The sequence below is a fragment of the Blastococcus sp. SYSU DS0619 genome (assembly GCF_054051035.1).
The window spans coordinates 29,355-41,815 of sequence record NZ_JBJHAM010000009.1 but is presented as its reverse complement, the minus strand read 5'-3'; the positions used below and the strand labels follow the sequence as shown (position 1 = coordinate 41,815).

The 12,461-nt window shown below is 73.2% G+C and carries 11 protein-coding genes and 1 tRNA gene; 3 read left to right on the top strand and 9 right to left on the bottom strand.

The genetic code is table 11. The features are described 5' to 3' along the window. Positions 1-217: 217 nt before the first annotated feature. From ACI79T_RS12255 to ACI79T_RS12220, 8 genes are all read right to left on the bottom strand, one after another. Positions 218-291, bottom strand: a tRNA-Pro gene (locus ACI79T_RS12255). 87 nt (positions 292-378) lie between these two features. Continuing rightward, entirely contained in the window at positions 379-1,725 is a 1,347-nt protein-coding gene (der, locus tag ACI79T_RS12250) for a ribosome biogenesis GTPase Der (RefSeq protein WP_456610340.1), read from the bottom strand. After that, the gene (gene cmk / locus ACI79T_RS12245; RefSeq protein ID WP_456610339.1) at positions 1,722-2,411 is read right to left on the bottom strand and encodes a (d)CMP kinase; all 690 of its coding nucleotides are present in this window, start codon (positions 2,409-2,411) and stop codon (positions 1,722-1,724) included. Before cmk ends, der begins: the two co-directional genes overlap by 4 nt. 99 nt (positions 2,412-2,510) lie before the next feature. Beyond that, positions 2,511-2,873, bottom strand: a complete 363-nt coding sequence (gene aroH / locus ACI79T_RS12240) for a chorismate mutase (RefSeq protein ID WP_456610338.1) — start codon at positions 2,871-2,873, stop codon at positions 2,511-2,513. Between the two features lie 138 nt (positions 2,874-3,011). Next, complete coding sequence (locus tag ACI79T_RS12235; RefSeq protein WP_456610337.1) at positions 3,012-4,088, bottom strand: ABC transporter ATP-binding protein; 1,077 nt, start codon at positions 4,086-4,088, stop codon at positions 3,012-3,014. Between the two features lie 28 nt (positions 4,089-4,116). Beyond that, a complete protein-coding gene (locus ACI79T_RS12230; RefSeq protein ID WP_456610336.1) occupies positions 4,117-5,088 on the bottom strand; it encodes a carbohydrate ABC transporter permease in 972 nt (323 codons plus the stop codon). Continuing rightward, positions 5,085-5,963, bottom strand: a complete 879-nt coding sequence (locus ACI79T_RS12225; protein ID WP_456610335.1) for a carbohydrate ABC transporter permease — start codon at positions 5,961-5,963, stop codon at positions 5,085-5,087. The genes ACI79T_RS12230 and ACI79T_RS12225 overlap by 4 nt, the downstream gene beginning before the upstream one ends. 62 nt (positions 5,964-6,025) lie before the next feature. After that, the gene (locus ACI79T_RS12220) at positions 6,026-7,342 is read right to left on the bottom strand and encodes an extracellular solute-binding protein (RefSeq protein ID WP_456610334.1); all 1,317 of its coding nucleotides are present in this window, start codon (positions 7,340-7,342) and stop codon (positions 6,026-6,028) included. Between the two features lie 313 nt (positions 7,343-7,655). Between ACI79T_RS12220 and ACI79T_RS12215 the strand changes: the two genes are divergently transcribed. Together ACI79T_RS12215 and ACI79T_RS12210 are read left to right on the top strand one after the other, a co-directional pair. After that, positions 7,656-8,660, top strand: a complete 1,005-nt coding sequence (locus tag ACI79T_RS12215; RefSeq protein WP_456610333.1) for a LacI family DNA-binding transcriptional regulator — start codon at positions 7,656-7,658, stop codon at positions 8,658-8,660. 31 nt (positions 8,661-8,691) lie between these two features. Beyond that, a complete protein-coding gene (locus ACI79T_RS12210) occupies positions 8,692-11,040 on the top strand; it encodes a beta-xylosidase/alpha-l-arabinosidase (RefSeq protein WP_456610332.1) in 2,349 nt (782 codons plus the stop codon). 41 nt (positions 11,041-11,081) lie between these two features. Here ACI79T_RS12210 and ACI79T_RS12205 read toward each other — a convergent pair whose 3' ends face one another. After that, positions 11,082-11,927, bottom strand: coding sequence for a pseudouridine synthase (locus tag ACI79T_RS12205; RefSeq protein ID WP_456610331.1), 846 nt, complete (start codon positions 11,925-11,927; stop codon positions 11,082-11,084). A 113-nt stretch (positions 11,928-12,040) separates the two neighbouring features. Between ACI79T_RS12205 and ACI79T_RS12200 the strand changes: the two genes are divergently transcribed. After that, entirely contained in the window at positions 12,041-12,442 is a 402-nt protein-coding gene (locus ACI79T_RS12200; protein ID WP_456610330.1) for a hypothetical protein, read from the top strand. The last annotated feature ends 19 nt before the right edge of the window (positions 12,443-12,461 follow it).

The window sequence follows — 12,461 nt, the reverse complement described above, 5'->3', positions numbered from 1 at the left end:
GCCGCACCGCTCGCTGCCCGGAGGGTCTCGGCTATCACCGCCCGAGGCCACGCCATCGCCCGACCGTGCCGCCGGGCCCACCACCGCATCCGCACCGAACGCCAACCGGCTACCGGCTACCGGCTACCGGCGTCAGCGGAGCCACACCGAGAAAAAGGACGCCCGAACCCACGATTCGTGGGTTCAGGCGTCCAAGATGTCTTGCGACATCACACTGTCGGGCTGACAGGATTTGAACCTGCGACCCCCTGACCCCCAGTCAGGTGCGCTACCAAGCTGCGCTACAGCCCGCGTGCCGTCCGCGTACCGGGGCTTCCCGGACCCGCGAACAACCGCCCCGGAAGATTACCGCACGGCCGTCGCCGGCCTCGACGGTGGTCAGCCGCGCTTGCCGTCCTTCTCCCGGCCTTCGCGGACCTTCACCGAGATCTCGATCGGCGTGCCCTGGAAGCCCCACTGCTCGCGCAGCTTGCGCTGCAGGAACCTGCGGTAGCCGGCCTCCAGGAAGCCGGTGGAGAAGACCACGAAGCGCGGCGGCCGGACGTCGGCCTGCGTGACGTACTTGATCTTCGGGGCGCGGCCACCCCGTGCCGGCGGCGGGGTCTCCTGCACCAGCGCCCGCACGAACGTGTTCAGCTCCGCCGTGGGCACGCGGGTCTCCCACGAGGCGATCGCGGCGCGGAGGTGGTCGGCCAGCTTGCCCACGCCACGGCCTGTGGAGGCCGAGATGTTGACCCGAGTCGCCCACTTCACGTGCGCGAGGTCGCGATCGATCTCCCGCTCGAGCTGGTGGTGGCGGTCCTCGTCGAGGGTGTCCCACTTGTTGAAGGCCAGGACCAGCGCGCGGCCGGACTCGACGACCTGGGTGATGACCCGCTGGTCCTGCTCGCTGATCACCTCGTCGGCGGCCAGCAGGACGACGCAGACCTCGGCGGCCTGGATGGCCGCCTCGGTGCGCAGGCTGGCGTAGTACTCCATCCCGCTGGCGGTGTTCACCTTCCGCCGCAGGCCGGCGGTGTCGACGAACCGCCACTCCTCGCCGCCGAGGGTCACGATCGAGTCGACGGGGTCGACGGTGGTGCCGGCGACGGAGTCGACGACCGAGCGCTCCTCCTTGGCCAGCCGGTTGATCAGGCTGGACTTGCCGACGTTCGGGCGGCCGACCAGGGCCACGCGCCGGGGCCCGCCCTCCTCCTCCTGCTCGCGCGGCGCCTCGGGCATCGCGTCGAGGATGAGGTCGAGCAGGTCGCCGCTGGCGCGGCCGTGCAGCGCGCTGATCGCGTGCGGCTCCCCCACGCCCAGCGACCACAGCTCCGCGGCGTTGGCCTCGCTGCGCTCGTCGTCGACCTTGTTGGCCACCAGGATCACCGGGCGGTCGCTGCGGCGGAGCACGCGGGCGGCCGCGAGGTCGGTCTCGGTGGCACCCACCTGGCTGTCGACGACGAGCACGATGACGTCGGCGGTCTTCATGGCGTAGTCGGCCTGCCGGGTGATGGAGGCGCCGAGGCCGGCGGCCTTGGGGTCCCAGCCACCGGTGTCGACCACCGTGAACCGCTTGCCGTTCCACAGCGCCTCGTAGGCGATGCGGTCCCGGGTCACGCCCGGGGTGTCCTGGACGACCGCCGCGCGGCGCCCGAGGATGCGGTTGACCAGCGTCGACTTGCCGACGTTGGGCCGGCCGACGATGGCGACGACGGGCAGCGGCCCGGTGCTCTCCTCGGTCATGCCCGCTCCCCCGCCGGCACGGTGCCGGCGACCAGGTCGACGACCCGGTCGACGACGCCCTGCTGGTCCAGCTCGGTGCTGTCGACGACGACCGCGTCGGCGGCCGGCCGCAGCGGGCTGTCCGCGCGGCTGCTGTCGAAGTCGTCCCGGCGGCGCAGGTCCGCGGCCAGCGCGGCGACCTCGGCCGGGTCCACGATGCCCAGCTGGGTGGCCCGGCGCTGGGCGCGCGCCTCCGGGGCGGCGGTCAGGTAGATCTTCACCGTGGCCTCGGGCAGGACGACGGTGCCGATGTCCCGCCCCTCCACGACCACCGCGCCGGCCGCCGCGACGAGCGCGCGCTGCTGGTCGACCAGCTGCCGGCGGACGGCCGGCACGGCCGAGACCGCGGACACCGCGCGGGTCACCTCGGCGCCCCGGATGCGGGCCGCGACGTCGGCGCCGTCGACCCGGACGGTCTCGGTGGCCGCGTCGGTGCCCACCTCGATGCTCGCCGCGGCGACCGTGCGGCCCACGGCGTCGGCGTCGGCGGGGTCGACGCCCGCGTCGAGCACCGCGACGGTGGCCGCCCGGTACATCGCGCCGGTGTCGAGATAAGCGGCGCCCAGGCGGGCGGCGACGCCGCGCGCCACGCTGGACTTGCCGGTGCCCGACGGTCCGTCGAGGGTCACCTGGCCTCGGAATGTCATCTGCTCACTCACTGCTCTCCGTGCCCGGACTCCCGGGCACTGTCGTCATGCTGCGCAGGTCCGCCCCGCCGCTCCACGGCGGGATCGGCCCGCGGGTGCTCACTGGGCGATGTCGCGGCGGAGCGCGGCCGCGCCCCGGAGGTAGACGTGCTGGATCTCCGCGCGCGGCCGGTCGGTCTCCGCGTGCGCCATCAGCCGCAGGACCCGGGGCAGTGCGTGCGGCACGGCGATCTCGGTGGCGCACATCAACGGCACGCCCCCGAGCCCCAGCTCCCGCGCGGCCAGCGCCGGGAACTCCGACACCAGGTCGGGGGTCGCGGTGAACAGGATGCTGATCAGGTCCTCGGCGGCCAGCTCGTTGCGCTCCATGACCGTGGCGACCAGCTCGCGGGTCGCCGCGAGGACCTCGTCGCGGTCGTCGGCGTCGACCTGGGTCGCTCCCCGGACGGCTCGGACGGCCATGCGCTCTCCTCCTTCGGCAGGGTCCCGGTGCCCGGGCGCCTCGGTCGAGTCTAGGGAGGCCCCGCCACTCCCCCGCCATGGTCGCCGCCCGGCGGCCCGCGTCCGGGCCGCCGGGCGGAGCTGGAAGGGTGCGCCGGCTCAGTCGCCGAGGCGCTCGCCGGTGGTCCCGTCGAAGAGGTGCACGCGACCCGCCCGCGGGGTGACGTGGAGGACGTCGCCCTTCCGCGGCGGCGTGCGGCCGTCGACGCGGGCGGTGATCAGGTGCTCGCCGTCACCGGCCCGGGTGCGGCCGTAGACGTAGGCGTCGGCTCCGAGCTCCTCGACGACGTCGATCTCGATGGCCGGCCCGTGCGCGCTGACCTCCAGGTCCTCCGGGCGGACCCCGAGGGTCACCGACGCGCCGGACGCCCGGTCGAGCACCTCTCGCGGCACCGGGTGCACGTCGTCGCCGAACCGGACGCCGCCGGCGACGACGGGCAGCGTGAACAGGTTCATCGCCGGGGAGCCGATGAATCCGGCGACGAACACGTTGCTCGGGCGCTCGTAGAGCTCGCGGGGCCGGCCCACCTGCATGAGCAGCCCGTCCTTGAGCACCGCGACCCGGTCGCCCATCGTCATCGCCTCGGTCTGGTCGTGGGTGACGTAGACCGTCGTGACGCCGAGCCGGCGCTGCAGCGAGGCGATCTCGGTGCGGGTCTGCACCCGCAGCTTGGCGTCGAGGTTGGACAGCGGCTCGTCCATGAGGAACACCTGCGGCTTGCGCACGATCGCCCGGCCCATCGCCACCCGCTGGCGCTGCCCGCCCGACAGCGCCCGCGGCTTGCGGTCCAGGTAGTCCTCGAGATCGAGCAGCCGCGCGGCCGCCCGCACCCGCTCGGCGGTCTCGGCCTTGCCGACGCCGGCCATCTTGAGCGCGAAGCCCATGTTGTCGGCGACGGTCATGTGCGGGTACAGCGCGTAGTTCTGGAAGACCATCGCGATGTCCCGGTCCTTGGGCGGCACGTCGGTCACGTCCCGCTCGCCGATCAGGATCCGGCCGTCGGTGACCTCCTCGAGACCGGCCAGCATCCGCAGCGAGGTGGACTTGCCGCAGCCCGAGGGCCCGACCAGCACCAGGAACTCGCCGTCCTCGATCTGCAGCTCCAGCTGGTCCACCGCCGGGCGGTCGGCGCCCGGGTAGACGCAGCGGGTGTGGTCGTAGGTGACGGACGCCATGGGGTTCCTCTCGACGGGGCGGGCCGGGCTACTTGCCGGCGCCGGCAGTCAGGCCGCTGAGCAGATACCGGCGGCCGACCAGGTACAGGACGAAGATCGGGATCACCGAGAGCGTCACCGCGGCGAGCAGGGCGGGCACGTTCGTGCCGAACTGCCCCTGGTAGTCCCAGAGGCCGAGGGTGAGCACGCGGGTGGAGACGGACTGGGTGAGGACCAGGGGGAACAGGAAGCCGTTCCACGCGGTGAGCGAGGTGAACACCGCCACGGTCGTGATGGCCGGCTTGGCCAGCGGGAGCACCAGGTGGCGCAGCGCCTTGAACGGCCCGGCGCCGTCGAGGGTCTGCGCCTCGTACAGCTCGCGGGGGATCTCCCGCAGGCTGTTGGTCATCACCAGGAGCGCCACCGGCATGGCGAACGCCGCCGTCGGCAGGATGATCGCCAGCAGGGTGTCGTACAGGCGCAGTTGGGTGATCATCAGGTAGACGGGGATGATCGCGGCCTGCGCCGGGATGGCCAGCCCGACGAGCATCAGCGAGAAGCCGCGCTGGACTGCGCTGCCCGCGTTGCGGGCCACGGCGTAGGCGGCCGGCACCGTCAGTGCGACGACGATGGCGATGGTCGCGATCGTGACGATCAGCGTGTTGAGCAGGTACGTCGGGAAGTCGCCGGTGAGGACCGTCGCGTAGTTCTCGAGGGTGGGCTCCGGCGGCGGGGCCAGAGGGTTGTCGGACAGGTAGTCCGACCGGGTGCGGAAGCTCGCCGACACCAGGAAGTACAGCGGGACGGCGACGACGATCAGCCAGATCGTGGCCAGCACCCCGGCCAGGACGTTCGGGCGGCCGTGGCCCCGGCGTCGCTTCCAGACCCGCCGCCGCTGGCGCTCGGGCACCTCCGGTACCGGTGCGATCGGCGAGGGCGGCGCCTCGGCCGTCCGCACGCCCACCGCGCCCGACCGACCGCCCGTCACGCTGTCCCCGCCCAGTGGCGCCCGGTCGCTCACATGCCCTCCTGCTGGCTCTGCATCTTCCGGAAACCGGTGGCCTGGGTGACGGCGAGGGAGAGCCCGGCGCCCAGGAGGAGCAGCAGCACCGCGATGGCACTGGCGTAGCCGAACTCGTACCCGCTGAAGCCGGTGATGTACATGTGCAGCGGGAGGATGCGCGTCGCCGTCCCCGGCCCGCCACCGGTGAGGATGAGGATCGTGTCGAACGTCGTGACCGAGCCGACGAGCATGAGCACCGTCGAGGTGATGATCGTGTACTTCACCAACGGCAGCGTGATCGTGAAGAACTGCCGGTAGCGCCCCGCGCCGTCGAGCGTCGCGGCCTCGTACAGGCTCTGCGGCACCTGCCGGGCGGCGGCTTGGTAGAGCAGGGTGTGGAACGGCACGTACTGCCAGCTGATCACCCACACGACGGTGTAGACCACCAGCTCGGTGTTGCCGAGGAAGTTGAAGTTGCCGAGGAACGGCAACGACTGGGTGACCCCGAAGTTGGGGTCGAGGACGGCGGCCCACAGCAGCGCGATCGCCGCCGTCGACAGGAGCAGCGGCAGGAAGAACAGCGAGCTGAGGATCGCCCGGTTGCGCTGGCGCCCGGCCGCCCAGACCCCGATCAGCAGTGCGATCGGGGTCTGGACGAGCCAGGTGAGCACCATGAACACCAACGTCAGCCACAGCGAGTCCCACGCCCGACCGTCGTCCATCAGGCGTTCCCAGTTCCCCACCCCGGATAGCTCGGGCATCCCGAAGCCGTCCCAGGAGGTGAAGCTCAGGTAGACGACCAGGACCATCGGCAGCACCGCGAACGCCCCGAAGAACGTCAGTGCCGGTGCCAGGTACCAGCCCGAGGGCCGGTCCTGCCGGGTGACCGCCATGCCTGCTTCCCCTGTCCTGTGTCCGCTGCGCCGTGCCCTGGCTGCCCTACCGGCCGATGCCGTCAGAGAGCCGACATCGCGTCGACGAAGCCCTGCGGCGTCTGGTTGCCGAGGAACAGCTGCTCCAGCTGGGTCAGCATCTCGGTCGCCTCGTCGGCCGGCAGGTCCTGGTCCCAGGACAGCTGGAAGTTGTCCGCATCGACCGTCGCGTCGTAGATGAACGTCGCGTAGTCGCCGTTCTCGGTCTCCGCCAGCTGGTCACGGACGCCCTGCACCGGCGGCACGTCACCGGCCTCGATGAGGTCGGAGATGTACTCGTCGTCGGTCAGCGCGGTCCGCAGGTACTCGCGGGCCGCCTCCTTGTTCTCCGACGAGGTGGTGAGGGAGTAGAAGTTCGACACGTTGCCCACGAGGTTGGACGGGTCACCCTCGCCGCCCTCGATCGCCGGGAAGGTCGCCCACCCCAGGTCGCCGGCCTCGACGAACTCGGGGCTGTCGTTGAGCTGGTTGGTGTACTCCCACGAGCCCATGAGGTGGAACCCGGCACCGCCCTGGGCCAGGATCGTCGAGGCGCCACCGACGTCGTAGCCGACGGAGGCGAAGTCGTTGCCGAAGGCTCCACGGTCGATGAGCTCGCGCAGCATCGTCAGGGCCTCCAGGACCGCCGGGTCCTCCCAGGCGCCCTCCTCGCCGTCACGGATGGCCTGGAAGACCTCCGGGCCGCCGACGCGGTCGAGGATGTACTCGATCCACATGAGCTCGGTCCAGGCCTGGGTGCCGGCCAGCGCGATCGGCGTGACGCCGGCGGCCTTGAGGGCGTCGACCGCGGCGAGCAGCTCGTCCCAGGTCTGCGGGACCTCGACGCCGGCGGACTCGAGGACGGCGTCGTTGTAGAAGAGCATCACCGGCTGCATGCCGCGCATCGGCAGGCCGTAGACGTTGCCGTCGAGCTCGGCGCCGGCGAGCACGCTGGGCAGGAAGGCCTCGCGCAGCTCCGGGTTCTCGTCGAGCAGCGGGGTCAGGTCCTCCACCTCGCCCGCGTCGACGTACTCCTTGAGGTTGCCACCACCCCAGTTGAAGAAGAGGTCAGGGGCGTTGGGCGAGCCGATGGCGACGCGCAGGCGCTGCTTGTACGGGTCGTTGCCGAACGTGGCCAGCTCGAGCTCGCCGGCGTCGGAGCTCTCGTTGAAGCGCTCGATCGAGGCCTCCTCGATCGGGTTGAGCGCGGCGTCCTCCAGGGCCCAGACCTGGCCGGTGCCGCCGCCACCTCCCCCGTCGCCGCCACCACCGGGGCCCGAAGAGCCGCAGGCGACCAGAGTGCCTGCCATGAGGAGCGCGCCGGCCTGCCAGGCCGTACGGGTCAGACGCCGGGAGGACATCCCCACCGCCACCTTCCTGTTTCGTCGTTGAAAACCGAAAGTTTCGAGCAGTTGCGAGAATGTAAGCCCGGTCACCATGGGTGTCAACGAGGTCGTTACTCCGGCGTGATCCTGGGCCCCGCCACCCCGTTCGGCACCACTTGACGCCGAGCGCAGGTACGGGCCATGGTGCGACTCTGCCCCAGTCAGGGTTTCGGAGCTTCGAAACTTTCGATACCTTGTGCTGGCCTGCCACGGTGATGCGGACCACGGTCCGGACCGCTGGGCAGCGCCGGCGGATCGCCCGCGGGACATCGACAGGAAGGGGTGCCCGGTGGCCACTCACCAGCTGGGCCGGCCCACGCTGGCCAGCATCGCGGCCGCCGCCGGGGTCTCGCTGCCGACCGTGTCCAAGGTGGTCAACGGGCGGCAGGACGTCGCCCCCGCGACCCGCGCGCTGGTGCTCCAGCTGCTCGAGGAGCACAACTACGTCCCGCTCGTGCGCAGGGCCCCCGGCACGGACCGGCCGCTGGTCGACGTGGTCTTCACCGCGCTGGACAGCCCGTGGGCGGTGGAGATCCTGCGCGGCATCACCGAGAGCGAGCTCGACGTCGTCGTCACCACCCTGGCCCGCGCGCCCGGCGCCGACTGGGTGCAGTCGCTGATCAACGGCGGCCGGCAGGGTGCCCTCGTGGTCACCTCCCGGCTGACCACCGCCGACCAGCGCCGGCTGGGCGGCTCGCACCTGCCCGTGGTCGTCATCGACCCGGTCGACATGCCCGGGCAGGACGTGCCCAGCGTCGGCGCGACGAACTGGGCCGGCGGCCTGGCGGCCACCGAGCACCTCATCGAGCTGGGCCACCGCCGGATCGCCGTCGTCGGCGGCCCCGAGGCGTTCCTGTGCAGCCGCGCCCGCATCGACGGCTACCGCGCCGCGCTGGAGCGGGCGGGCATCGGCGTGGACCCCGAGCTGGTCCGGCACGGCAACTTCCACCACGAGGGCGGCTACGACCAGGCGCGGACGCTGCTGGAGCTGCCCGATCGGCCGACGGCGATCTTCGCCGGCAGCGACGAGCAGGCCTTCGGCGTCCTGGAGGCCGCCCGCCAGGCCGGGCTCTCCGTGCCCGGCGACCTGTCGGTCGTCGGCTTCGACGACCTGCCGATGGCCCGCTGGTCCTCCCCGCCGCTGACCACGGTCCGCCAGCCGCTGGCCGACATGGGGCGCATGGCCGGCCGGATGCTGCACCGGCTGATCACCGGCGGCCAGCTCGACACCCAGCGGATGGAGCTGGCCACCTCCCTCGTCCCCCGCGCCTCCACCGCAGCGCGCCCGCGCTGACCTCCTCCCCCGCACCCCTGGAGCACCGTCCGTGATCGAGCCCGCGGTTCCCGCCGTCCCGGAGCCGAGCCCCCTCCCCTGGACCGACCCGACCCGACCGCTGCCCGAGCGGGTGTCCGCCCTCATGGCGGCGATGACGCTCGAGGAGAAGGTCGCCCAGCTCTACGGGGTGTGGACGGCCATCGGCGAGGGTGAGGACGTCGCGCCCAACCAGCACGAGTTCAGCGAGCCGCTGCCTCCGTGGGAGGAGCTGACCAAGCCCGGGCTCGGGCAGCTCACCCGGGTGTTCGGCACCGGGCCGGTCGAGCCGCTGACCGCGACCAGGGTGCTGGCCCAGACGCAGCGCGACCTGGTGGCGGGCTCCCGGCTCGGCATCCCGGCGATCGCGCACGAGGAGTGCCTGGCCGGGTTCACCGCCTGGCAGGCCACGGTCTTCCCGGTGCCGCTGTCGTGGGGGGCCTCGTTCGACCCCGGGACGGTGCGCACCATGGCCGCCGGCATCGGTGCGCTGATGCGCTCGGTCGGCGTCCACCAGGGCCTCTCCCCCGTGCTCGACGTCGCGGTCGACCACCGGTGGGGGCGCACCGAGGAGACCATCGGCGAGGACCCGTACCTCGTCGCCGTCCTCGGCGCGGCGTACACGCGGGGCCTGGAGAGTGCCGGCGTCGTCGCCACGCTCAAGCACTTCGCCGGTTACGCGGCCTCCCGGTCCGGCCGCAACCACGCCCCCGTCCACCTGGGCCCGCGCGAGTTCGCCGACGTCGTCCTGCCGCCGTTCGAGACGGCGCTGCGCGAGGGTGGCGCGCGGTCGGTCATGCACTCCTACGCCGCCGTCGACGGGATGCCGCCGGCCGCCGACGCCGGCCTGCTCACCGACCTGCTGCGCGGGGAGCTGGGCTTCGACGGCGTCGTGGTGGCCGACTACTTCGGCATCTCCTTCCTGCAGACGACGCAGGGCGTGGCCGGCTCGCCCGGCGAGGCCGCCGCGCTGGCCCTGGCCGCCGGCGTGGACGTCGAGCTGCCCACCGTGCGCTGCTACGGCGAACCGCTGCTGGAGAAGCTGCGCACCGGTGAGCTGCCGGTCGAGCTCGTCGACCGCGCCGTCGAGCGGGTGCTGCGCCAGAAGGGGGAGCTCGGTCTGCTCGACGCCGGCTGGGACCCGGAGCCCGAGGTGCTGCGCGAGGGCCGGACGCCCGACCTCGACCCGCCGCACATGCGGGCGCTGGCCCGAACCATGGCCGAGCGGTCGGTCGTGCTGCTGGACAACTCCGCGGGTCTGCTGCCGCTCCGCGAGCCGGCGTCGGTCGCCGTGGTCGGCCCGTGCGCCGACGAGGTGCTGTCACTGATGGGCTGTTACGCCTTCCCCAACCACGTGGGCGTGCAGCACCCCGAGGTGCCACTGGGCATCGAGCTGCCGACGCTGCTCGACGCGGTGCGCAGCGAGTACCCCGGCGCCACGGTCACCTCCGCCCGCGGCTGCTCGGTCCAGCAGCCCGACCGGTCGGGCATCGCCGAGGCGGTCCGTGCCGCCGAGGACGCCGAGGTCTGCGTCGCCGTCGTCGGCGACGTCTCCGGGTTGTTCGGCCGCGGCACCTCCGGCGAGGGATGCGACGCCGACGACCTGCGGCTCCCCGGCGTCCAGTCCGAGCTGCTCGACGCGCTGCTGGCCACCGGCACACCGGTCGTGGTCGTGCTGCTCAGCGGTCGCCCCTACGCGCTCGGCGAGGTGGTCGGCCGGGCCAAGGCGGTGGTGCAGGCGTTCTTCCCGGGCGAGGAGGGCTCCGGCGCTGTCGCCGGTGTGCTGAGCGGCCGGGTGAACCCGTCGGGCAAGTTGCCGGTGCAGGTGCCCCGCACGCCGGGCGGCTCCCCCGCCACGTACCTGAGCCCTGCGCTCGGCCGGGCCGGCGGCATCAGCTCCGCGGACCCGACCCCGCTGTTCCCGTTCGGCTTCGGGCTGTCGTACACCGCCTTCGCCCTCGACGACCTGCGGGCGCCCGCCGAGGTGCCCACCGACGGCACGGTCACCGTCGCCTGCACCGTCACCAACACCGGGGACCGGGCCGGCACCGAGGTGGTGCAGCTCTACCTCTCCGACCCGGTGGCCGGCGTCGTCCAGCCGGTGCGCCGGCTGATCGGGTTCAGCCGCGTCGAGCTGGCGGCCGGGGCCTCGGCGCGCGTCACCTTCACGGTGCACACCGACCGGGCGTCGTTCACCGGCCGTGATCTGCGGCGGGTCGTGGAGCCGGGCGACCTGCTGCTGTCGGTGGGCACCTCGAGCGAGGACCTGCGGCTGATCGCGCCGGTGCGGCTCACCGGCCCGGAGCGGTTCGTCGGCGCCGACCGCGTGCTCACCACCCCCGTCAAGGTGGCCCCGGCGTGACGGCGGGCCGGCGTCCGCCACCAGACGCCGGCCCGGCGGGCTCAGAGCCCGACGATCTCCTCGAGCGCGCCGACCTCCTGCCGGCTGAGCCGGCGGATGGTGCCCGACCGCATGGCCCGCAGCTCGATCGGGCCGACCGCCGTCCGGGTCAGCCGCGAGACCGGCAGGTGCACCGCGGCCAGCAGCCGGCGGACGATGTGCTTGCGGCCCTCGTGCAGCACGACCTCGACCACCGACTGGCCGGCGTGGGTGTCGACCACGCGGAACGAGTCGACCTTCACCGGCCCGTCGTCCAGGTCGATGCCCGACCGCAGCCGCCGGGCGAGGTCGCGGGGCACCGACCCCGACACCTGGGCCAGGTACGTCTTGCGCACCTCGTAGCTCGGGTGCGCCAGGCGGTGGGCCAGCTCGCCGTCGTTGGTGACCAGCAGCAGCCCCTCGGTGTCCTGGTCGAGCCGGCCGACGTGCACCAGCCCCTTGGCCAGGTCGCCCACCATGTCGCCGACGGTGGGGCGGTTGCGGTCGTCGCTCATCGCGGTGATGACGCCCGGTGGCTTGTTCAGCGCGTAGGTGACCCGGTCGTCCCGGATCTCCAGGCGCACGCCGTCGACGGCGATCTTGTCGTGCTGCGCGTCGACCCGCATGCCCTGCACGCGCACCTGCTCGCCGTTCACCGCGATCCGGCCGGCGTCGATCATCTCCTCGACGACGCGGCGCGACGCGACACCGGCCCGGGCCAGCACCTTCTGCAGTCGCTCGCCCTGCCGGTCGTCACCGGGGCCGGCGGCCGGCCGGTCGCCCGGGTGCGCAGGGGCCAGTTCCATGTCCTCGGACCAGCCGTCGCCGGCCGCGGTGGTGCTCTCGTCGTTCGGGGTCGCGTCGCTCATCGCCGCCCAGTCTCCCACCCGCGCCCGGCGCGGTCCGCCGCGCGCCGCCCCGCACGGGCGACACCCGGCCGAAAGGCTGGTGTCCGGCGGCCCGGCCGTTCCAGGATGCCCCCATGAACGGCACGCGCACGGTCGGCCTGGTCCTCGCCGCGGTGGCGACGATCGCGTGGGCGCTGTTCGCGCTCGCCCTCGCGACCGGGGACCCGGAGGACGGTGCGAACATCGGCGCCGGCCTGGCGGGCCTGCTCGGTCTCGCCCTCTCGGGGATCGCGCTGGTCGTGCTCCTCGTGTCCCTGCGCGCGCCGGGCGACGCGGCGGGCCGCAGGCGCGATGCGCGGATCGGGGCGCCGCTGGCGGTGGTCTCCCTCCTCCTCCTCGGCGCGTTCTGGGTCGGCAGCGGCCCGGCGTCGACCGCGGCGTCGGGGACCGCCCTGCGCGTCGCGCTGGCCGCCGGGATCGCGACCTTCGTGGCCTCCGCCGTCTGCTTCGTGCCCCCGCGCCGTTCCCGCTCCTGACCCGGGCGCCCGGGCTGCC